This window comes from Streptomyces sp. NPDC056527 (assembly GCF_042794475.1).
Classification (GTDB): Bacteria; Actinomycetota; Actinomycetes; order Streptomycetales; family Streptomycetaceae; genus Streptomyces.
Map to the genome: position 1 here is coordinate 20,882 of NZ_JBHTTQ010000030.1, position 20,973 is coordinate 41,854.

At 71.2% G+C, this 20,973-nt stretch carries 19 protein-coding genes; 3 read left to right on the forward strand and 16 right to left on the reverse strand.

Going from position 1 to position 20,973, the window contains the following annotated elements; genetic code table 11:
* Positions 1-47: 47 nt before the first annotated feature.
* A complete protein-coding gene (locus tag ACFQ7Q_RS17190; protein WP_383555453.1) occupies positions 48-527 on the reverse strand; it encodes a MarR family winged helix-turn-helix transcriptional regulator in 480 nt (159 codons plus the stop codon).
* A gap of 214 nt (positions 528-741) precedes the next feature.
* Between ACFQ7Q_RS17190 and ACFQ7Q_RS17195 the strand changes: the two genes are divergently transcribed.
* Together ACFQ7Q_RS17195 and ACFQ7Q_RS17200 are read left to right on the forward strand one after the other, a co-directional pair.
* Positions 742-1,350, forward strand: coding sequence for an ester cyclase (locus ACFQ7Q_RS17195; RefSeq protein ID WP_383555456.1), 609 nt, complete (start codon positions 742-744; stop codon positions 1,348-1,350).
* Between the two features lie 387 nt (positions 1,351-1,737).
* Positions 1,738-2,286 carry a YceI family protein gene (locus ACFQ7Q_RS17200; protein ID WP_383555459.1) on the forward strand — a complete coding sequence of 183 codons (549 nt, stop codon included), beginning with the start codon at positions 1,738-1,740 and terminating at the stop codon, positions 2,284-2,286.
* Between the two features lie 530 nt (positions 2,287-2,816).
* On the opposite strand, the gene ACFQ7Q_RS17205 is transcribed toward ACFQ7Q_RS17200, so the two are convergent.
* Together ACFQ7Q_RS17205 and ACFQ7Q_RS17210 are read right to left on the reverse strand one after the other, a co-directional pair.
* Positions 2,817-3,530 carry a class F sortase gene (locus ACFQ7Q_RS17205; protein WP_383555581.1) on the reverse strand — a complete coding sequence of 238 codons (714 nt, stop codon included), beginning with the start codon at positions 3,528-3,530 and terminating at the stop codon, positions 2,817-2,819.
* Between the two features lie 91 nt (positions 3,531-3,621).
* Positions 3,622-4,344, reverse strand: a complete 723-nt coding sequence (locus ACFQ7Q_RS17210) for a hypothetical protein (protein ID WP_383555461.1) — start codon at positions 4,342-4,344, stop codon at positions 3,622-3,624.
* A 677-nt stretch (positions 4,345-5,021) separates the two neighbouring features.
* On the opposite strand from ACFQ7Q_RS17210, the gene ACFQ7Q_RS17215 reads away from it, so the two are divergent.
* The gene (locus ACFQ7Q_RS17215; RefSeq protein ID WP_383555463.1) at positions 5,022-5,822 is read left to right on the forward strand and encodes a VOC family protein; all 801 of its coding nucleotides are present in this window, start codon (positions 5,022-5,024) and stop codon (positions 5,820-5,822) included.
* A 52-nt stretch (positions 5,823-5,874) separates the two neighbouring features.
* On the opposite strand, the gene ACFQ7Q_RS17220 is transcribed toward ACFQ7Q_RS17215, so the two are convergent.
* The 13 genes from ACFQ7Q_RS17220 to ACFQ7Q_RS17280 all read right to left on the reverse strand — a co-directional run bounded on the left by ACFQ7Q_RS17220 (position 5,875) and on the right by ACFQ7Q_RS17280 (position 20,886).
* A complete protein-coding gene (locus ACFQ7Q_RS17220) occupies positions 5,875-7,455 on the reverse strand; it encodes a hypothetical protein (protein ID WP_383555466.1) in 1,581 nt (526 codons plus the stop codon).
* Between the two features lie 129 nt (positions 7,456-7,584).
* Positions 7,585-7,779, reverse strand: a complete 195-nt coding sequence (locus tag ACFQ7Q_RS17225; protein WP_329112937.1) for a hypothetical protein — start codon at positions 7,777-7,779, stop codon at positions 7,585-7,587.
* Positions 7,780-7,920: 141 nt separating this feature from the next.
* On the reverse strand, positions 7,921-9,303 hold the full coding sequence (locus ACFQ7Q_RS17230; RefSeq protein ID WP_383555469.1) for an extracellular solute-binding protein: 1,383 nt from the start codon (positions 9,301-9,303) through the stop codon (positions 7,921-7,923).
* Complete coding sequence (locus tag ACFQ7Q_RS17235; protein ID WP_383555471.1) at positions 9,300-11,822, reverse strand: substrate-binding domain-containing protein; 2,523 nt, start codon at positions 11,820-11,822, stop codon at positions 9,300-9,302. The genes ACFQ7Q_RS17230 and ACFQ7Q_RS17235 overlap by 4 nt, the downstream gene beginning before the upstream one ends.
* A 4-nt stretch (positions 11,823-11,826) precedes the next feature.
* Entirely contained in the window at positions 11,827-12,168 is a 342-nt protein-coding gene (locus ACFQ7Q_RS17240; protein ID WP_383555473.1) for a hypothetical protein, read from the reverse strand.
* Between the two features lie 79 nt (positions 12,169-12,247).
* Positions 12,248-12,907, reverse strand: a complete 660-nt coding sequence (locus ACFQ7Q_RS17245; protein ID WP_383555476.1) for an ABC transporter ATP-binding protein — start codon at positions 12,905-12,907, stop codon at positions 12,248-12,250.
* 227 nt (positions 12,908-13,134) lie between these two features.
* The gene (locus ACFQ7Q_RS17250) at positions 13,135-14,037 is read right to left on the reverse strand and encodes an ABC transporter ATP-binding protein (protein WP_383555583.1); all 903 of its coding nucleotides are present in this window, start codon (positions 14,035-14,037) and stop codon (positions 13,135-13,137) included.
* A 92-nt stretch (positions 14,038-14,129) separates the two neighbouring features.
* Positions 14,130-14,966 carry an ABC transporter permease gene (locus ACFQ7Q_RS17255; RefSeq protein WP_383555478.1) on the reverse strand — a complete coding sequence of 279 codons (837 nt, stop codon included), beginning with the start codon at positions 14,964-14,966 and terminating at the stop codon, positions 14,130-14,132.
* Positions 14,959-15,951: an ABC transporter permease gene (locus ACFQ7Q_RS17260; RefSeq protein WP_383555481.1), complete on the reverse strand. Its 993-nt coding sequence runs from the start codon at positions 15,949-15,951 to the stop codon at positions 14,959-14,961. Before ACFQ7Q_RS17260 ends, ACFQ7Q_RS17255 begins: the two co-directional genes overlap by 8 nt.
* On the reverse strand, positions 15,948-17,555 hold the full coding sequence (locus ACFQ7Q_RS17265) for an ABC transporter substrate-binding protein (protein WP_383555483.1): 1,608 nt from the start codon (positions 17,553-17,555) through the stop codon (positions 15,948-15,950). Before ACFQ7Q_RS17265 ends, ACFQ7Q_RS17260 begins: the two co-directional genes overlap by 4 nt.
* 99 nt (positions 17,556-17,654) lie before the next feature.
* Positions 17,655-18,731, reverse strand: a complete 1,077-nt coding sequence (locus ACFQ7Q_RS17270; RefSeq protein ID WP_383555485.1) for an acyl-CoA dehydrogenase family protein — start codon at positions 18,729-18,731, stop codon at positions 17,655-17,657.
* On the reverse strand, positions 18,728-19,921 hold the full coding sequence (locus tag ACFQ7Q_RS17275; RefSeq protein WP_383555488.1) for an acyl-CoA dehydrogenase family protein: 1,194 nt from the start codon (positions 19,919-19,921) through the stop codon (positions 18,728-18,730). The genes ACFQ7Q_RS17270 and ACFQ7Q_RS17275 overlap by 4 nt, the downstream gene beginning before the upstream one ends.
* Positions 19,918-20,886, reverse strand: a complete 969-nt coding sequence (locus ACFQ7Q_RS17280; RefSeq protein WP_383555490.1) for an NADPH:quinone oxidoreductase family protein — start codon at positions 20,884-20,886, stop codon at positions 19,918-19,920. Before ACFQ7Q_RS17280 ends, ACFQ7Q_RS17275 begins: the two co-directional genes overlap by 4 nt.
* Positions 20,887-20,973: the final 87 nt, after the last annotated feature.

Genomic DNA, 20,973 nt, shown 5'->3' on the forward strand with positions numbered 1-20,973 from the left:
GGTGAGACTTCCGCGGGGCGGGCCGGAGTGGTGTGCGAGGCGCATCCTCACTCCGGGCAGGTGTCGGTGGGGTCGACGGCCTGGTTGACGCGGTGACCGATGGCGCGCAGGGTGCGCTGCTGGGCCTGGGTGAGTGGATCGAAGACGAGGCGGCGGACTTCCTCGACGTGGCCCGGGGCGGTGGCGACGACTGCTTCCCAGCCTGTTTCGGTGAGGATGGCAAGGGTGTAGCGGCCGTTGTCCGGATCGGGGGTGCGGCGTACCCAGCCCTGCTTCTCCAGGCGCTTGACCACGTGGGACAGGCGGGAGAGCGAGCCGTTGGTGAGGACCGCCAGGTCGCTCATGCGCATGGTGCGCTCTGCGGCCTCGGACAGGGTGGCGAGGACCTGGTACTCGAAGTGACTGATCCCTGCGTCGCGCTGCAGCTGGGTGTCCAGCGCGTTCGACAGGTTGATCACCATAGCGGTCAGCGAGAGCCAGGTCTGCCTCTCCTCGGCGTTCAGCCAGCGGGGTTCATGCGTGTCCATGACTCCATCCTAGCTTGATCCTTCAAGTCAAATCCAGCCCACTTCACTTGACGCTTCAAGTTTGCCGCGCTAGCTTCTCACTTGAAGCGTCAAGTTGATCGCCGAGGAATTCCCTGATGAGAGCCCCGAGCGGCCTCAGTCAACGACTGCGGCAAGACCCTGATTCTCGGATCTCACCCCCTCTCCTTGGCGATCTTGCAGGCAAGGAAATGACATGATCAACCGTCGTAACGTCCTGAAGGGTGCGGGCGCCGCTGCTCTGGGCGCCCTCGTCCTCACCGCGGTGGCAAACGGAACGGGCCTGGCGTCCTCGGCCACGGGCAGCCAGGAACCGCTCGGAGACCCGGCCTCCACCTCGCAGACCGAGTCGCGCTGGCCGACCGACCTGACCCATGAGGAGCGCAGGAACCTGGAGGTCTTCGACGACCTGGACTTCGACGTCTTCTCCGGTCAGCACTGGGACCGCATCGATGAGAGCCACGCGAAGAACATCCGCGTCCACTGGCCCGACGGCCACTACACGGACGGCATCGACCGGCACATCGCCGACATGAGGAGCCAGTTCGTCTGGGCGCCGGACACGCGCATCACCGAGCACCCGAACCGCATCGCCAAGGGCAACCTGACCTCGGTGACCGGCGTCATGCAGGGCACCTTCACGAAGCCCATGCCGGACGGCAAGGGCGGCTTCATCCAGCCGACGGGCAGGAAGTTCTCCATCAACATGGTCACGGTCGGCATCTGGAACAAGGACGGCGTGATGCAGGAGGAGTTCCTCTTCTGGGACAACCAGACCTTCCACAAGCAGCTCGGCCTCGCCTGACCCACGTCCGGCCCCGGCGGTGCGGAAACCGCCGGGCCACGCACAGCCACCCTGAAGTGCCGCGCGGTCGCGAGCTGGACGCGAAGCCCGAAGCGGGGCATCGGACGGTTGGGCAGGCACATCCCGGCCTGGTGTCCGAGTTCGACGAGTGCGGGCAGCCTGGCCCTCCTCTGTCAGGTCACGCGTCGCCCGCCACAAGACGAGGCTGTCGGCGCGTCGGCCGGACAGCACTCGAAGGGCCGGACCGCCCGCCCATCGGTGAGGCGACGACCATGCCTGCCCAGCTTGAACAGGCCTTCCATAGCGCCGCCCGAATCCGTGCACAACGCCCCCTGCCAGTAACTCTCTACGAAACCCATCCCCGTCTCTCCTTGAAAGGCCATCGCCATGTCCAATCACACCCTCGACCCCGCCCAGCCCTCCACCGGTCTGCTCGACCTCAGCGCCGGATCCTGGGTCCTGGACTCGACCAGGTCGTCAGTGGAGATCAAGCACAAGTCGATGTGGGGGCTGGCCACGATCAAGGCCGCCTTCACCGAATTCAGCGGCGAAGGGGAGATCGGCCCCGACGGTTCCGCGCACGGCACGCTGACCATCGAGGCCGCGTCGATCCTCAGCAAGCAGGCCAAGCTCGACACCCACCTGCGCTCCGCGGACTTCTTCCATGCCGAGAGGTATCCGACGTTCACCTTCACGGCCACCGGCGTCGTCGCCGACAGCGACGGCACCGCCAGGATCACTGGCCACCTCACTGTGCTCGGGACGACCCGCCCGCTTACCTTCACCGCCCGCGCCACTGCCGTCGGCCCCAACGACGTGGCCCTCAGCGGCGAGGTCACCATCGACCGCAACGACTTCGGCATGGGCTGGAACAAGGCCGGAATGATCAAGGGCCTCACCACCGTCACCCTCGCCACCCGCTTCGTCCACCGCTAGCCGTCCCGGGGGCGGACCTGCGGTTGGTCCGGATCAGCTGGTGATCGTCCGTACGGTTGCGGACTGCGCCGCCGAGCGGCGCCGGGAATTCACCCGTGGGCGCGAAACCCGCCCGTGCAGCGGCGCCCGCCGACGACCGGTCCCGGCCTCGCGGAGGACCGTGTTTCTCGCACGGCGCCGGCTCGCCGCGGGGCGGACTGCAGCAGCTTCTACCTGGTCCACTTTCCGACATTGAGTACGTACCTGGTATCGACACGGTTCGGGCGACGCCCATGTCGCCCGATCTGATCGACGAGGCGATCATCACGGCGCGTCGCTTGAGCTCTGAAGCGGTCGGCCGCCGGCGAGCCGGCCCACGGACGGTCCTGCCCCCGCTGACAGCTTCGCGAAGCCGTCCCACGGCGGATGCAGTCGCAGCGGCACGCAGCCCGGGTGACCGCAGGGTACGAAGCGTTGCGGTCCGCAGACGGATCTGACCCGTAATCGGTCCGTCGCTGCAGCTTCAACCGTGACGGTGGGCCGGCGGCGCGTCAGGGTTCTTGGTCGAGGTGGGCGAAGACGACGAGGTTCTCGCTGTAGTCCTTGGCCGTGCGGTCGTAGGCGCCGGCACAGGTGATCAGGCGGACCAGGGCGGAGGGTGTGTCGGCGTAGACGCGCTGGTCGGGGAAGTCGTCCTTACGGAAGCTCTCCACCGAGTCGACCACGAAAGTGGCGGTGCTGCCGTCGGCGCGCCTCACCTCGAAGAGGTCTCCAGGGTCGAGTTCGTCGAGTCGGGCGAATACGGCTGGGGAGGTTGCGGTGTCGAGGTGTCCCGCGATGAGCGCGGTGCCCTGCTCGCCCGGCGTGATTCCAGAGGTCTGCCAGCCGACGAGGTTCGTGTCGTTCGCGGGAGGAGGGTCCAGAGCGCCAGAGGGACCGATCGCCAGTCCGATGAACGGAGCGTCGACATCGATCTTGGGGATCTTCAGACGTGTGGGGGCCGACCGAGGCATCGTCGAGTTGTCCGGCTGAGCCCCGGGGCGGTCCCGGTATGTCGGGGCAGGGGCCGGCGCAGGAGCCTGATTCTCCAGTCTGACCCTGGCGGGTTCGGACGGCGGGGCCGTGTCCAGGCCCGGTAGGCCGGGGCCGAAGACGAGAACGAGCGAGGTGAGAAGGAGAGCCCAGAAGGCAGTGGCGATTCCCCACCGCCGGATGCGGCGGGCGCGTGGCGCGCGTGCAGGGGAGTCTGGTCGGTTCGACACCAGGGGGACCTTTCGATGGCGGGGCGGCTGGCTGACAGGGAGTCGAACCGGACGTGGGAGCACCTGGGGCAGGTGCTCCCACGTCAGTGATGGCTCACGCAGCGGTGCCGGCTGCCTTCCTGCGGCGGTAGAGGACGAACGCGGCCAGACCGCCGGCGAGCACAACGGCGCCGGTCACGTTCGTACCGCTGCTCGCGAGACCACCGCCGCCGGTGTGCACCCCACCCTTCGGCTTCTCGTGGCCGTAGCCGTTCTCCTTGCCCGTGTCCTTCTCCTTGTCCGTGTCCTTCTCCTTGTCCTTTTCCTTGGACCAGTCGTCGGAGTTCATGACGGAGAGGGCGCCGGAGCCGGTGTGCACCCCACCCTTCGGCTTCTCGTGGCCGTAGCCGTTCTCCTTGTCCTTCTCCTTGCCCTTCTCCTTGTCCTTGGACCAGTCGTCGGAGTTCACGACGGAGAGGGCACCGGAGCCGGTGTGCACCCCACCCTTCGGCTTCTCGTGGCCGTAGCCGTTCTCCTTGTCCTTTTCCTTGTCCTTGGACCAGTCATCGGCGTCGACGAGGGAGAGCGCGCCGGAGCCGGTGTGCATCCCACCCTTCGGCTTGTCATGGTGCTTGTCCTTGTCCCAGTGGTCTTCGCCGACCAGCGACAGAGCGCCGGCGCCGGTGTGCACGCCGCCCTTCGGCTTGTCGTGCTTCTGGCTGTGCGAGGAGCTGTCCTTGTCCCAGTCACCCGTGGCGGCCGCGTAGGCACCCGGCGCGGTCAGGGCCAGGGTGCCGGCTGCGGCGGTCGCTGCGAACAGAATGCGGGCAGAGCGCATCGGTGTCTCTTCCTTCCGTCGTCCGCGACTGCTGACGGGATGTCGGCTACTCGGCCGCGGCGACATGTCCCACCGTCAGCTCCCGCTTGGACCTCCACCACTTGAGGTAGTGCATCCGTGATGACAGCGGTCGTCTACACGGAACTTCCTGCCGATGGCCCGATCAAGGGGGGCCCGGACCCTCACGGACGGATGTCGTTCTGCGGGTCTGTCAGAAGAGCGACGGATCGGCGGGTTCTAGGCAACACAGCAGAGAGGGTGCGAGGAGGCCCTGCCACCCCAGGAGCCGCGTCTCGGTCGCGCCGACATGCTGACGAACGTGGAGACCACGGATGGCCGTGGCCTCCCATCGCCCATCCGGCTCCTGGGCTGCGACCGACACACTCAAAGGCTGTGGAGGTGCCCCAGCAGCTCGGTGAGTATGGGTCAGCGCTGGCTCAGGGGCAGAGCGACGTCGACGACCTGGTGGAGCTCGGGACCCCGGGCCCGGCCCCGTCTTCCGGCGGGCTTCCACCCGAGCACAGGCGCATGCCGCCGACCCGGTCGGGCATCGGGATCTCCTCGCGCGACCGACCGGTACGGACACGCTCCGTCACCGAGCGAGGCATCCCTCTACTGGCTAGCGTGGTCACGGCAACCCCATCGAGAGCCTCATCGATCGGAAGAGAGTCACCGTCATGGCCGCACGACCTGAAGGCACACCCTGCTGGACCGACGCGATGTTCACCGACGTCGAGGGCGCCAAGACGTTCTACGGCGAGGTGCTGGGCTGGACCTTCGGCGAATCGTCCTCGGAGTTCGGCAACTACACCCAGGCCTACAAGAACGGCAAGGCCGTCGCGGCCGTCGTCCCGCCCATGCCCGGCCAGGACGGCTCCCCGCAGTCGGCCTGGTGTCTGTACTACGCCTCGCCGGACGTCGCCGCCACGGCCGAGAAGATCAAGAGCAGCGGCGGCACCGTCGTCATGGAGCCGATGACCGTCGGTGACTTCGGCTCCATGTGCCTGGCCCAGGACCCGGCCGGTGTCATGTTCGGCGTCTGGCAGCCCGGCTCCCACACGGGCTTCGAGCTGGAGGGGGAGCCCGGCTCCTACGTGTGGGCCGAGGTCTTCACCCGGGAGCCCGCGAAGTCGGACGACTTCCTCACGTCGGTGTTCGGCTACAACGCCAAGAAGATGACCGACGAGACCATGGACTACAAGGTCTTCGACCTGGGCGGCGACATGCCGGTGCTGGGGCGGATGAAGATGACGGCGGAGGATTTCCCGGCCGAGATCCCGTCGTACATCCAGGTCTACTTCGCCGTCGACAACTGCGACCAGGCCGTCGACAGGGCCGTGAAGCTCGGCGGCCAGAAGGTCTTCGGGCCGATGGACAGCCCCTTCGGCCGGTTCGCGGCGATCGTGGACCCGCAGGGCGCGGCGTTCGCGGTGATCGACGTCAAGACCACCGAGGGCGAGATGCCCGAGATGGTCTGAGCCCGGTACGGCCGGTGCCCGGGACCCGCGGGGTCCCGGGCACCGTCGCGTCTCAGGCGCCGTCGCGCACGGCGACGATCCCGTTGAAGACGCCGACGTACGCCGTGCCGTCGGGCCCGATGGTGATCGGGGCCCAGTTGTTGTCGTAGGCGATCCCGGTGCCGGTGAACCGCTTCCAGACGCGCTTGCCGGTACGGAAGTCGACCGCCGTCAGATACCAGGCGTCGATGCCGAAGGCGTTCGGCTCCTTCTCGTAGAAGTACAACAGGCCGTTGGCGGTGGACAGTTTGGGCACGGTGGAGGGCGAGCGGACGTCGCTCTCCCAGACGGTGTCGCAGCCGCTGCCGTCGGGGCGGACGTCGATCCGCGTCGCCCCGCCGACGACGCTGCGGCCGAAGGTCAGCGTGGTGGGGTTCTCGTAGCCGTAGTTGTTCTCGACGACGAGGCTGTTGCCCCAGCTGATCAGGGAGTTGTCGGTGGTCGAGGCGCCGGAGCGGAACACCGGGACCTTGCAGACCAGGCGATCCGCTTCGGGGACGTCGGTGCCACGCCGGTAGACGAGGACGTTCATCCGGTCGTCGGCGTTGTCGGTGATCGCGACGTAGGAGTCACCGACGCCGAAGAGGTCCGGAGTGGTGCCCGAACCCTGGTTCACCGAACCGGGCTTGGTGCCGGTCCCCCGGTCGTACGTCCGGCGCCACTGGATCCGCGGGGTGCCGTCGGCGTCGGCGCGGAAGCTGTAGAGCGCGTGGTCGGAGACGATGGAGACGCCGTCCTCGGCGACGGAGAACGAGTTCTGGATCTCCTCGCCCGCCAGCCGGACCGAGCGGAGCGCGCCGGTGGCGGGGTCGACCGTGCCGACCCGGCCGAGCCGGGTCACCCACCAGACGCGGCCGTCCCAGTCGGGCATGACGGAGGTGACGGGGTCGCAGACGCCGCTCGGGAAGAGATTTGTCCAGCTGACGCAGTCGTGCGGGACGAGCGAGGTGAGGTCCCAGTCGTCCTCGACCGTGAACTGCCAGCTCCCGTCCTGCTTCTGGCCGTGTGCGATACGGAGGATGTGCTGGCGGGAGTCGGCGAGGACGACCCGGTCCCGGTTGTCGAGGTAGAAGTAGGCGCCGCCCGAGGTGTCCTTGAAGATCTTCTCGAAGTCCAGGCGGGTGATGGCCTCGACGGTCGAGGAGCGCTGCGGCAGCTGGTACTCGGCGAGCGTGTCCAGGGTGCGGGGGTCGAGCAGCTTGAGCAGGAAGCCGGAGAAGGTGCCGCAGACGGTGAGGATCCGGCCGGCCGAGTCGAAGGTGACGGTGGCGCACTCGCCGCCGACGGCGGCGATCTTCTCGCTGGAGACCTTCGGGTCGCGTCCGAGCGGCCCGGAGAAGGGGTGGGTGCCGCTGCCCGCGCCGTCCGCGTGCATCCCGCTGCGCCCGTTGGGGGCGAGGTGGGGATGCTGGGCGGGCGGCGCGCCCGGCACGGGCAGAGCGGTGGCGGGAGCGCCGTCGTAGTGGTCGACGAGCCGGTGACCGGGGGCCAGCGGTATGTCGTCGGCGAAGGCGACGGGGGTGGCGAGCGCGAGGGCGGTCGCGCTCACCGCGGCGATCAGGGCGAGCACACGGGCTCTTCGGGGGGTGGTCAATGCGGCTCCTCGGGTGCGTACGTCGGTCGCGCCGGCGGCCGACGTTAAGCCCGGGTCCGTGAGATGTACATGCAACTGCCCGTTGTTTCATGGGCACTTCATGATCGTGAAACGTTACGTCGAACGGCGTCAGGGCTTGAGGCTGCTGACCACGTTGGCCGTGGCGGCGACCCCGTTCTGGATGGTCGGCGCCATGCTCGTGCCCGCGAGGAAGAAGCCGAGCAGGGCGCAGACCAGCGCGTGGGAGAGCTTGAGACCGCCGTTGCGGAGGAAGATCACCGCCAGAACGAGAAGCAGCAGTACGACAGAAACGGACACGGCCATCGCCCACACCCTCCTTGCGCCGCGCCGGAATCGCGGCGTTCGGCGGCCAGTGTGGCGCAGCGGGGGCGCCGTCCGGCCGTACGGCATGTCTGCCGAACGGGTGACATTCCCACCGCGGCGGTTCACCCGCGGGTTACGGACTCACGAGGAGGGCTCGGGCAGGGCGTCTCGCAACGCCCTGTCCAGATCCCCGGCGAGTTGCTTGAGGTCGGGGGGACTGTCACCGAACAGCCGGCTCAGATGCGTGGTGAAGGTCTGGGTGAAGGCCCCGTAGTGCGGGGTACGGGGGCGGGCGACGGCCTCGCCCTTCAGGGCGGTCAGCAGGGTGGTCCGCGCGTACAGCGGGCGCCCGTCCGCACGCGGCATCCGGTCCGCGCTCTCCGCCGACGGCGAGGGCGCGGAGGCGGCGGGGAGCCGGCAGGTGACCTTGTCCTCCGTGTACGCGGACTCCCGGGTGGCGGCGAAGCCCGCGTCGAGCAGGCAGCGTTCGCTCTGTGGGTCGGTGAGGAACCTGATCAGATCCCGCGCCGCTTCGGCGCGCTTGCCGGTGGCGGACATGGTGACGGCGAGGTTCTGGCCTCCGAGGACCGCCTTGCCGGGCAGCGGGGCGACTCCGAGCCGGTCGGGGGTCAGCGACTGGTGCAACGTGCGGTAGGCGTAGGGCCAGTGGCGCAGGAAGGTCGTCCTGCCGTCGATGAAGGCGGTGAGGGACGCGGCCTCGTCGGAGCCGGTGGCGTCGGGCAGGAGGTAGGAGCTCTCGGTACGGGCGCGCAGCTCCTCCAGACCGTCCTCCAGGGCGCCCACGTCGGCCGTGTAGCGGCCGCGTTCGTCGGTGAGGCCGTTCTCGAGGACCGAGGCGAACGCCTCGATGCCGTTGACCGTCAGCCCTTCGTACGGGGCGAGTTGGGTGGTCCAGCCCGCCTCGACGCCGGGGAGGTCGGCCTGTTCGACGGTCCTGATGAGGTCGCGTACCTGGTTCCAGGTGGTGTTCTCGTCGAGGCGGGTGTTCTTGTTCTGCACCCCGGCCCGCTCCAGATGGTCGCGGCGGTAGTAGAGCAGCCCGACGTCGGTGTTGAAGGGGACGGAGTAGGTCTTGTCGTCCCAACGGGCCGTACGGGCGACGGAGTCGATGACGTCGTCGTCGACGAGGCCCGCGTCCAGCTCCTGGACGAGCTTCGCCTCGGCGAACTCGGGGACCCAGGTGACGTCCAGGTTGACCACGTCGTACCGGGCGCTTCCGGACTGGAGGGCGCCGAGCAGCTGGCTGCGCTGCTGGTCGGCGGAGCCCGGCAGTTCGACCAGGCGCGCCTGGTGGGTGTTGCCCGGCCTGGCGTTCCACTCCTTGATCAGCCTCTCGCGGATTCCGCCCTTGCCGGTGACGTCCCGGCCGCTGGCGATCAGGAGCGGCGCACCGGAGTCGGTCGCGTTCTCGGGCGGATCGCCGCCCTCGCCCGTGCATGCGCCGAGCGCGAGGAGACAGGCGAGGAGGAACGTCGTGGTGCGGCGGGATGCGCGGGCGGTCATGTCCCCTCCCCTGTACCGGTTCTGGCGACCTCGTCCCGCAGCCCGGCGATGAGATCCCCCGAGCCGTCCAGGCACCGCCCACCGCTCGCGGTCGCGATCCGCTCGTCGGGCCGGCCCTTGGCGCAGCCGCCGACGTCCAGGGACGCCATGACGACCGGGACCCCCGCCTGCCGCAGCGTCGTGAGCACCCCCTCCAGCCGGCCGCCGGGGACGTTGTCCTCGTCGTCCGTGACGACGACGATCAGCCGGGGACGGTCGGCGTCGCCGGCCTTCACGGCGGTCACCGCGTCGCTCAACGCCCGGTACGGATCGGCCTCGTTGTCCTCGATCCGGGCCCCGCCGACGGTCCTCTTCGCCTCGTCGCGGTTCCTGTGCGTGCCGAGGGCCAGCAGAGGCGTGTACGGGCGGGCGGCTCCGGGCTTCGACGACACCGTCCAGAGGCCGTACTCGTCCTGGCCGCCCAGTCCGCCGAGGGACTGCTGGATGATCCCCGGACCGCCCCCGGGACCGTCCCACGAGCTCCTCATCGAACCGGAGTTGTCGAGCAGGAACAGCACCCGGCCGGGGCCGTTGGCCTTGCGGTACCCCTCCAGGGCGGCGTCCATCGTCCTGGCGTCGCCCGCGTCCGGAAGCCGCCCGGGGTCGGCGAGCGCGCCGGCGGCGGGCGGCGAGGCGGACGGGGAGGCCGGGGTCTGCGCGTCGCCCGGCCCTGCGCGGTAGCCGTCGCCAGTGAACACGGCCACTCCCTCCGTGCCGGTCAGCCAGACACGGAAGCGCTCGGCGGCATCGTCCCGGGCCGCCTTGTCCTGGTCGCCGCCGTCCCAGTGGACCCGTACGAAGGGCAGCGCGAGCCGGGGCACGTCGGCCGGGTACTCCGCCACACGGGGGGTCCGGGTCTGCCGCCCACAGCTCACCCCCGTCCTCAGCAGGTGCTCCGGCACGAGCGCGGCGGTCCTCGTGTCGACGGCGGCCGACTTGGGCAGCTCGCACAGCAGCGCGCGGCCGTCGGGCAGCGGCCGTCCGGGTGCCAGACCCCGTTCCACACCGGCCGCGGCGCCGGGACGGTTCCCGTACAGGCCCACGGTGGCGAGCAGTCCGGAGTCGGTGTGTTCCGGGTCGCTCCGCGCCACGACGGCGCCGGCGGCGCGCTGGGTCAGCGCCTCGACGAACTGGGCGAGCGGGCGGCCGAACCGGTCCTTCTCCGAGCCCTCGGCCAGCTGGGCGGGGACGGCCAGCACCATCGGCGAGTGGACGAAGGGCTTGTACGCCGTCAGTTCCACCGACGATCCGCCGCCGCCGTAGGAGCGGGCGCGTTCCACGGCTGCCGCCGTGCCGGGAATCCAGATGTCCGGCTGGGGACCGATGTCCCGCTGGGGGTTGGTCTCGGTGTCGGGGTCCTGCCAGAAGCGCGAGGAGTCCCGGAAGGCGGCGATGGCGTCGGCGGCCTTGGCACCGTAGACGGTGATGCCACTGCGCCGGCAGCCGCCTTCCTGGTTGGCGGGCGACTCGAGGAAGGCGTTGACCGCCTTGCGCACGGTCGGCTCGGAGTCCGGGTCGGTGAGCAGTCTCAGTTCCAGGGGGGACGTGCACGGGCTCGTCGGCAGGGCGCGGTAGACGGCGAAGCCCACCACGACGGCCAGCGACAGGGCCAGGGCCGCCCAGGCCAGGAGGGGGACACGGCGCCATCGCCCGCGCCGCCGCGGCGGGACGGGCGGAGGGGGCGGCGGCGGAGGGGGCGGAGGCTCGTCGGCGGCGGCGAGGACGACGTCGGCGCCGTCGGCCGGGCAGCTCTGGGGCACCCACGGGGTCGGCTTCTTGCGCAGGGTGGTGTGGTTCACGGACATGTGCGCCCTGAGCGCGTCGGAGAGCACGCTGAAGCTCACCTCGCCGCCCGCGCCGTCGGCACCCTCCTCGAGCACCCGGACCAACCGCGCGGTGAAGGGTGTGGGCGTGTCCGCGTCCCCCGCGTCGATCCTGTCGTTCGCCTGCACGCAGGCGAGCAGCGAGATCCGCTCGCGATGGTCGGCGGGCAGCCGGTTCCAGGCCGCCGACGCGTTGCCCGCGTAGCAGCAGTCGAGGACCACCACCACCTGCTCGGCCCGTGCCTGGCACAGCGCGGGGAGGACCTCGCTCCAGCGGACGGCCTGCAGGAACGCCGGCGGATCTCCCGGCACGATCGTCGTGCGGGGCATGGCGAGCCACAGTTCGTCCGGCTCGTTGTAGCTGGACACCAGGCCGTGGCCGGCGAAGTACAGCAGGAGCAGACCGTCCGCACGGTCCCGGGCACGCATGAGGTCCCGGAAGAACAGGTCGGAGCCGGCCGGGCTGCTGGTGGTGATGTCCTCCTCGCGGAACACCCCACCCGTGCGCAGCGCCCGCTCCAGCTCCGTGCTGTTGTGCCGGACGGCGGCGATGTCGCCCAGCACGCCGGACGGATCCGGCGGCAGATCGGAGGTGTACTCGGGCACCGTGACGAGCAGAGCGTGGTTCACCCTTCCGCGCGGGTCGAAGCGCGCCACCGGGCTACCTCGGATCGCCGTCCGAGGTGACGTCGAAGTCGGGGGGATCGTCCTCACCGACCGACCGACGGTTCTCCTGCCACTCCCGCACCGCGGACTTCGCCTGCTCCAGGAGCTCGACGAACACGACGCCGGTCACCCCCTGGAGGACGACGAGGACGATCTCGGTCCCGAGGCCCATCGGGGTGCCGTGCTCGTCCGGTGTGGCCCTCTGCTCGACCCGTAACTCCCCCTTTTCGAGCTTCTCCTTCACGATCCGCTCGCGCGTGAGCCAGGTCAGCAGGGCGTCGACGTCACTGCGTGAAGTCTCCTGAACCGGCCTGATGCGGATCTCGTGCTTAGTCACACCCTCCCCTGGCGTCATAACTCACCATCATGGCACGGTAGTTGCCTTCAGCACGATCCACTTGCGCAGGAATTCGAGGTCAGGCCGCCACACAGTCGGACCATTCGACCGTGCGGTCGCACCAGCGGTCGAGCAGGACGCGGTCGTGTCCGACGGCGAGCAGACCGGCGCCCGACTGCGCGCGGTACGACTCCACCGCGGCGACGAGGGCGGCCGTGGTCGAGGCGTCGAGCATGGCCGTCATCTCGTCGCAGACCAGCCAGCGGGGGCGCAGTACCAGCGCTCGTGCCAGGCAGGCCCGTTGGAGCTGACCGTCGCTGACCTCGTGCGGGCGGCGCGCCAGCAGGTCGTCGGTGAGGCCGACGGCGGGGGCGAGCGCGGCCAGCCGTTCGGGGATCTCCGCGCGGCGGCCGCCGGCCCGCAGGGGTTCGGCGATCAGATCGCGCAGCCGCAGCCGCGGGTCGGCGGACATCCGGGGCTGCTGGAACACCACGCCGACGGAGGTCCGCAGGGCGCGCGGGGCGCGGTGGCGCCAGCCCCGCGCCTCCTGCCCGTCGATCGCGACGCGGCCGGCCTCCGGCCGGTGGAGCAGGGCCGCGACCCGGGCGAGGGTGGACTTGCCGCACCCGCTGGGTCCGAGCAGGCCGACCGACTCGCCGGGTTCGAGCGTCAGCGAGGCGCCGCGGAAGACCGGTGCGCGGCGGTCGTAGCCGGCGGTGACGGCGTCGAGTTCAAGCACAGGGCACTCCTGGTGCGACGGGAGCGAGAGGACGGCCGCGATCGACCGCGGGCCGACGGGTGTGCACACGCCCCGTACCCGCGCCACGGCTCGCCCGGCGGCGGGAACCGGCGGAATTCGGCAGCGAGCCGGCGACGCCTTGGGGCGGGCACCACGGGCCCCCGCCATGGCCGGCGAGGCTCGGCCCCGAGCCGTCGGCACACCGGGGTGTGCGCTCGGTCCGGGTGTCACGCATCGGGGACCTGTCCCACGGGGTGGTGGCAGGCCACTCGGGCGAGCGGCGACGGCAGCGTGCCGCAGGCATCCGTCGCCCGCGCGCAGCGCGGGGCGAACGCGCAGCCGGGCGGCAGGGCGGTCAGCTCGGGCGGCATGCCGGGGATGGGGGTGAACGCCCGGTCGGGCAGGGCGTTCAGCAGGCCGCGGGCGTACGGATGGCGCGGGCCCGGCTCGCCGAAGAAGCGGCGGGCGGGCGTCGTCTCGACGATCCGGCCCGCGTACATCACCGCCACCCGGTCGGCGATGCGTTCCGCCGCGGCCAGGTCGTGGGTGATGAGCAGCAGCGCGCGGCCCTCGTCGGCGTGGCGGCGCAGTTCGTCGACGGTCCGCTCGACCAGGTCGCGGTCGAGGCCGGTGGTCGGCTCGTCCGCGAGCAGGAGCGGGGCGTCGCCGATGAGCGCGAGGGCGGTCGCCGCGCGCTGGGCCAGGCCGCCGGAGAGTTCGTGCGGGTGGCGGTCGAGGTGGCCGGCGGGGAAGGCGGCCCGGTCGGCTGCCGCCTCGGCCGCGGCGCGCCTCTCCCGGCGCGGAGCGCCGGTCAGTTCGCGGACGGTCTCCTCCAGCTGGGACCGCACGGTCCGCACGGGGGTGAGGTGGGCGGCGGGGCTCTGCGGTACGAGGCCGACACGCCGTCCTCGTACCGTGCGGGCCAGGGTCCGCTCGTCGGCGGCGAGCAGGTCGACGCCGTCGAGCAGCGCCGTGCCGGACGTCTCGGCGTTGCCGGGCAGGAGTCCGAGGAGCGCGGAGGCGAGGACGGACTTGCCGCAGCCGCTCTCGCCGACGAGGGCGAGGCACTCCCCCGCGGCCAGGTCGAAGTCCGCGTCGGTGACGGCGGCGACGTGCCGTCCGCCGCGCATCCGGAAGCGGACGGAGAGTCCGCGCACGCTGAGGACGGCCTCGTCGGCCCTCTCGGCGGTGACGGCCTCCAGGGCCCGTACGAGGCGCGGGTTCACAGCATCAGCTCCGATCGGCGGCGCGGGTTGAGCCGGTCGCGCCACACGCCGGCGAGGCCGGCGATCGCGAGTGTCGGCACGATGAGCAGCAGGCCGGGGAAGAGCGTCGGCCACCAGTCACCGGCGAGCAGCGAGGAGCGCGCGGACTGCACGAGGTTGCCGAGGCTGGCCTGGTGGCTGGGGAGGCCGAGGCCGAGGAAGGAGAGCGCGGACTCGTGCCACATGGCGTGCGGCACCATCAGGACGGCGGCGAGCCCGGCCTGCGGCAGGACGGCGGGCAGCAGATGGCGCGCGGTCACGCGCCACCGCGAGGCGCCGCCGGAGATCGCCGCGTCGATGTAGGGGCGTGAGCGGAGCGAGAGCACTTCGGAGCGGACGATCCGGGCGGTCGAGAGCCAGTGCGTCAGGGCGACGGAAACGATGACCGGCCATACGCCCGGCCGGAACATCGCGACGATGAAGATGCCGAGCAGCAGGTGCGGTACGGAGGAGAAGGCGTCGACGATCCGCATCACGACCCGGTCTGTCCAGCCGCCGAGGGAGGCGGCCGCCGCGCCGACGGCGGTGCCGATGACGGTGGCGACGAGCGCGGCGACCAGGCCGACGAGGAGCGAGATCCGCAGCCCGTAGACACAGCGCAGCAGCAGGTCGCGGCCGACGTCGTCGGTCCCGAAGGGGTGCTCCCAGGACGGCGGGAGGAGTTTCAGCGAGAGGTCGACGGCCTGTTCGTCGAGCTGGACGAGCGGCGGGACGAGGAGGACGGCGAGGAGGACCGCGCCGACGAGTCCCGCGGAGCTCCACAGCCGTACGCGGCGTGCCAGGTGGTCAGCCATCGAAGCCCACCCTCGGGTCGGCGAGCCCGTACAGCAGGTCGGAGAGGAGGTTGCCGAGGAGCACGGCGGCGGTGGCGAGCACGGTGAGCGCGGCGAGCAGCGGGAAGTCCACTGAGGTCGCGGCCTGGACGGTCGCGGCGGCGATGCCGGGCCAGCTGAAGACGGTCTCCACGAGGAGGGCTCCGGTGATGAGTTCGGGGACGCGGGAGCCGACCAGCGTGAGCATGGGCAGCATTCCGGAGCGCAGGGCGTGGCCGAGCAGGACGGTCCGCTCCCTCAGCCCACGCGCGCGTGCCCCGCGTACGGGGTCCTCCTCCAGTGCGTCGCCGACGCCCTGCCTGACGTACAGGTAGAACCACGGCAGTTGGGAGACGCCGAGGACGAGGGCGGGCAGCACGAGGTGGCTGATCACCTGGTCGGCGGTGACGGTGTCGCTGGCGGTGTCGGTGAGACCGCCGGCCGGCAGGGCGCCGAGCCTCAGTGCGAAGAACCAGATGGCGAGCAGCCCGAGCCAGAAGGCGGGGGCGGCTTCCAGGGTGTACGCGGCGGAGCTGACGGTCCGGTCGAGCAGGCCGCCGCGGCGGCGGCCGGCGAGGACGCCGAGGGCGGTGCCGAGGAGGATGGCGACGAGGAAGGCCGTGGCGGCGAGCAGCGCGGACCAGCCGATGCGCTCGGCGATGACGTCGGCGACGGGCTGACGCATGACGCTGGAGTCGCCGAGGTCTCCGTGGAGGGCGGCGGTGAGCCAGTCCCACCAGCGGGTGACCAGGGGCCGGTCGGCTCCGAGGTTGGCGCGGAGCTGGTCGAGGTTCTCCTGCGAGGCGGTGAGTCCGGCGGTGCCGGCGTACGCCTTGACGGGGTCGAAGGGGGAGGCGTCGGCGACGGCGAAGACCGCGAAGGTGACGGCGAGGAGGACGGGGACGGCGAACAGGGCCCGCCGTCCCGTCATCCGGGCCATGGCCCCCCAGGGGAGGCGTCGGCTCACTTCTTCGTGTCCTTGGGGATCCACGCCTCGACGTTCCACCAGGGGCCGGAGGCCAGGCCGTGGTCGTGCGGCTCGATCTGGGTGGAGAGTCCGTTCCAGCCGTCGTTCACCACGTAGAGGTGGTCGATGTGGGTGAGGAAGGTGTAGCCGGGGTTCTTCACGAGCTCGCGCTGGACGGTGGAGTAGGCGGCATGCCGCTTGACGGCGTCGTTCGTCCGACGGCCGTCCTCCAGGGCCTTGTCGACGGCCTTGTCGTCGTACCACGCCATGTTGTTGAAGCCGTCGCCGCCGAGGGTGGACTTCAGGAGCAGGTACTGGTCGAAGTCGGGGTCGCCGGGCGAGCCGCCGCCGGCGAGGACCGCGTCGGTCTTCATCCGGGGCTCGATGACCTCCCAGGTACCGCCCTGCGTCTTGATCTCGATGCCGGCCTTCTTGGCGTCGGAGGCGTAGGCGAGGGCGTGGTCCTGGCGGAGCTTGTCGCCGGAGAGGTACCAGAGCGGGAACGTCGCCCGTACGCCGTTCTTCACGCGGATGCCGTCGGGGCCGGGCTTCCAGCCGGCCTCGTCGAGGATCTTCCGGGCGCCGGCGAGGTCGTGGCGGCGCTCGGTGCCCTTGGCGAACCACTCGCTGTCGGTGGGGACAGGGCCGTAGGCGGGCTTTCCGGCGCCTTCGAGGATCTTGTCGACCATGGCCTGCCGGTCGACGGCGACGTCGAGGGCGCGGCGGACGGCGGTGTCTCCCGTGACCGTGTCGTGGGTCGGGAGCGTGACCGTCCGGTAGTCGTAGGTCTTCGCGGCGTAGGTCTTCTTCGCCTTGTCGTTCTCGAAGCCCGCGGCGAGGTTGGGCGGCAGGATGGCGGCGTCCAGGTCGCCGGCGCGGAGTCGGGTGGCGCGTACGTCGTCGTCCTTGATGATGGCCATGGTGAACTTCTTCACCCGGGGCGCGCCGTTCCAGTAGGTCGGGTTGGCCTTGAAGCTGAGCTTCTCGCCCTTGGACCAGTCGCTGAGGACGTACGGTCCGGTGCCGATCGGCTCGGTGGTGAAGGCCCCGGTGTTGACGTCCTGCTTCGCGGCGACGTGCTCGGGGGCGATGGCGTGGACGGTGCGCTCGGCGAAGGGCGCGTAGGGGTACTTGAGCCGGAAGACGACGGTGTCGTCGCCGACCGCCTCGACGCTCTTGAGGGCGTCGAGTTCGGTGCGGGAGGGGTTGTTCGTCTTCGGGTCGAGGATCGTCCGGTACGTGAAGACGACGTCCTTCGCGGTGAAGGGGACGCCGTCGCTGAAGGTCACGTCGTCGCGGAGGGTGTACGTGTAGGTGAGGCCGCCGTCGCCGATGTGGGGCAGCTTCAGGGCGAGCGCCGGCTTCAGCTTCATGTCGCCGTCGAAGGCCAGGAGGCCGTCGAAGATCTTGGAGTTGCCGTCCTTGCCGTAGCCGAGGAGAGGGCTGAGCGTCTCGGGCTCGTAGGCGATGCCGACGACCGCGGAATCCTTCGGGCCGCCGGCACCCGCGGCGGTCCCGCCCGGGTTCGAACAGGCCGCCGCGGTGAGGGCCAGGGCTCCGGCCAGCGTCGTGGCGGCCGCGCCGCGTATGGATCGGGCGGTCATCGTGCCCACACCCCTCTTGAAGATCAACTGTTATTGCGAACGACTCGCAATTAAACAGTATGTAAAGGGGTGCGGGCACAAGGGCCACTTACTTCTGCCCTAGGCGGGAGCCGGGAGGCCGACCAGCGCGGCGACCGTGTCCTGGTGCCGCCCCGTCGAACCGAGCGCGATCTGGTCGGACTTGGCCCGCTTCAGCGCGAGGTGGGCGGGGTGCTCCCAGGTCATGCCGATGCCGCCGTGCAGTTGGACACACTCCTCGGCCGCGCGGACGGCGACCTTCGAGCAGTACGCCTGGGCCACGGCCACCGTCAGCGGGGCGTCGGGGCTGCCGGTGGCCAGCGCGTCGGCTGCGGCGCGGGCCGCCGCCCGGGCGTTCACGACCTCCAGCCAGAGCTGCGCCATCCGATGCTTGAGCGCCTGGAAGGAGCCGACGGGCCGGTTGAACTGGTAGCGCTCGCGGGTGTGGCGGACGGTCTCCTCCAGGCACCACTCGGCGAGCCCGAGCTGCTCGGAGGCGAGAAGTCCGGCGCCCGCGAGCAGTCCGCGACGGACCGCCGCACGAGCCGTGTCCGGGTCCGCGAGCCGGGTGCCGCTCGTCCCGTCCGTGGTGACCGCCGCGAGCGGCCTGGTCAGGTCGAGGGGGGTCTGCGCCTGGACCGTGGCCTCGGCGGCCGGGACCGCGTACAGCCCGTCGGCACGGAGCACGAGCAGGACGTCCGCCGCGGCGGCGTCCGCGACGCCCGTCACCCGGTCGGTGGTGGGCGGCTGTGCGTCGGGGTCCGCCGAGAGCGGGACGGCGAGCACCGCCACCGTCCGGCCGCCCGCGAGACCGGAGAGCAACTCCGCGACCGGGGCGCTCTCCGTGTCCAGCGCGAGCAGGGTCTCCGTCGCCACGACGGCACTGGTGAGGTACGGCGCCGGGGTCACCGCGCGGCCGAGCTCCTCCAGGACCACGGCCGCCTCACGGTGGCTCGCGCCCTGCCCGCCGAGCTTCTCGGGTACGAGGAGTCCCGCCGCGCCCATGTCACCGGCCAGCGACTTCCAGAGGCCGGGGACGTACGGATCACCGCTCTCGATCCGGCCGAGCACCACGCTCGGGTCCGCCCGGTCGGTGAGCAGGGAGCGGACCGCCGCCCGCAGGTCGTCCTCGGTCTCGGAGTAGAGCAGATCAGTCATCGCGCGAGGTCCTTCCAGGCGACGTCCTTGTCGTTGCGCGGCTCGGCGGGCAGGCCGAGGACGCGTTCGGCGACGATGTTGAGCAGGACCTCGGTCGTACCGCCCTCGATCGAGTTGCCCTTGGAGCGCAGATAGCGGTAGCCGGCGTCCCGGCCGGTGAAGTCGACCAGCTCGGGGCGGCGCATGGTCCAGTCCCCGTACAACAGCCCCTCCTCACCGAGGAGTTCGACCTCCAGGCCGCTGATGGCCTGGTTGAGCCGGGCGAAGCCCAGCTTCATGGCGCTGCCCTCGGGGCCGGGCTGTCCGGCGACGAGCTGCTGACGCAGCCGCTCGCCGGTGAGGCGGGCCACCTCGGAGTCGACCCAGAGGTCGAGCAGCCGCCGGTGCAGCTCGTGGGTCCGCAGCTCGGGGCGCTCGCGCCAGGTCGTGGAGACCGGCCCGATCATCCCGCCCTCGCGGGGGATACGGGCGCCGCCGATGGAGACCCGCTCGTTCATGAGCGTGGTCTGCGCGACGCGCCAGCCGTCGCCGGTCTCACCGAGCCGGTGGGCGTCGGGGATGCGGACGTCGGTCAGGAAGACCTCGTTGAACTCGGCCTCTCCGGTGATCTGGCGCAGCGGCCGGACCTCGACACCGGGGTCGGTCATGTCGCAGATGAAGTAGGTGATGCCCCGGTGCTTGGGCAGGTCCGGGTCGGTGCGGGCGATGAGGATGGCCCAGCGGGCGACGTGCGCGCTGGACGTCCACACCTTCTGCCCGTTGACGACCCACCCTCCCCCGTCCTCGCGGACGGCACGCGTGCCGAGCGCCGCGAGGTCGGAGCCCGCGCCCGGCTCGCTGAAGAGCTGGCACCACACCTCCTCGCCGACCCAGAGCGGCTTGAGGAAGCGCCGCTTGACCTCGTCGGAGCCGTAGGCGAGCAGGGTCGGCGCGGCCATGCCGAGGCCGATGCCGATCCGGCGGGGGTCGTTGTCGGGGGCACCGGCGGCGGCCAGTTCGGCGTCGACGACGGTCTGGAGGGAGCGCGGGGCGTCGAGGCCGCCGAGGCCGACGGGGTAGTGGACCCAGGCGAGGCCCGCGTCGAAGCGGGCCCGGAGGAACTCCGTGCGGTCGGTGGTGGCGGGCGGGTGCTCGGCGAGCAGCCGCCCGGTCCGCGCGCGGAGCTCCTCGGCGTCGATCGGGGCGGTCATCGGGCGGCCCCTTCCGGGAGGACGACCAGACGGCCGGTGGTGACGCCCTCGGAGACCCGCTGCACGGCGTCCGCCGCGCCGGCGAACGGCACCCGCTCGCTGACCAGCGGCTTGATGAGCCCCTTGGCGGCGTACTCGGTGAGGGTCTCGTGGCAGCGCAGGATCGCGGCCGGGTCCTTCAGGTTGTAGAGACCCCAGTGGAGTCCGACGATCGAGTAGTTCTTGACGAGGGCGTGGTTGAGCGCCGGCGAGGGGATGGAGCCGCTCGCGAAGCCGACGATCACGATCCGGCCCTCGAAGGCGACCACCTTGGCGGACTGCGCGTAGGCCGCGCCGCCGACGGGGTCGTAGATCACGTCGGCTCCCCGGCCGCCGGTGGCCTCCTTGACGGCGGCGATGACGTCCTCGGAGTGCCGGTCGACGACGACGTCGCAGCCGAGCGCACGGGCGACGTCCGCCTTCTCCGCTCCGCCGACGACGCCGATGACGGTGGCGCCGGCCGCCTTCCCGAGCTGGACGGCGGCGCTGCCGACACCGCCCGCGGCGGCGTGGACGAGGAGGGTCTCGCCCTCCTTGAGCGCGGCGCGGCGGTGCAGGCCGAACCAGCCGGTCTGGTAGCCGATGTGGAGCGCGGCCGCCTCGGCGTCGTCGAGGGCCTCGGGCGCGGGGAGCAGGGCCGCCGCGTCCGCCACCGCGTAGTCGGCGAGTCCGCCGTACGGGAGGGCGGGGGTGGCGATGACCCGGCGGCCGTCCTCGGTCTCGCCGCAGATCTCCACGCCGGGGGTGAAGGGCAGCGGGGGTCGCACCTGGTACTGGCCCCGGCAGAGCAGGGCGTCGGGGAAGTTGACGTTGGCCGCGCGCACCTTGAGGAGCAGCTGCCCCTCGCCGGGTGTCGGCGTGTCCACCTCGTCGAGCTGCATCACCTCGCCCGGCTCGCCGTTCTCGTGCACTCGCCATGCCTGCATCGCGGTCCTCCACCAGCCGTCGTCCGTACTGCGCGGTCGGTCGCATACTAAGCGGTCGCTTGTGCCTGGTGGAACCGTCGGCCGGGT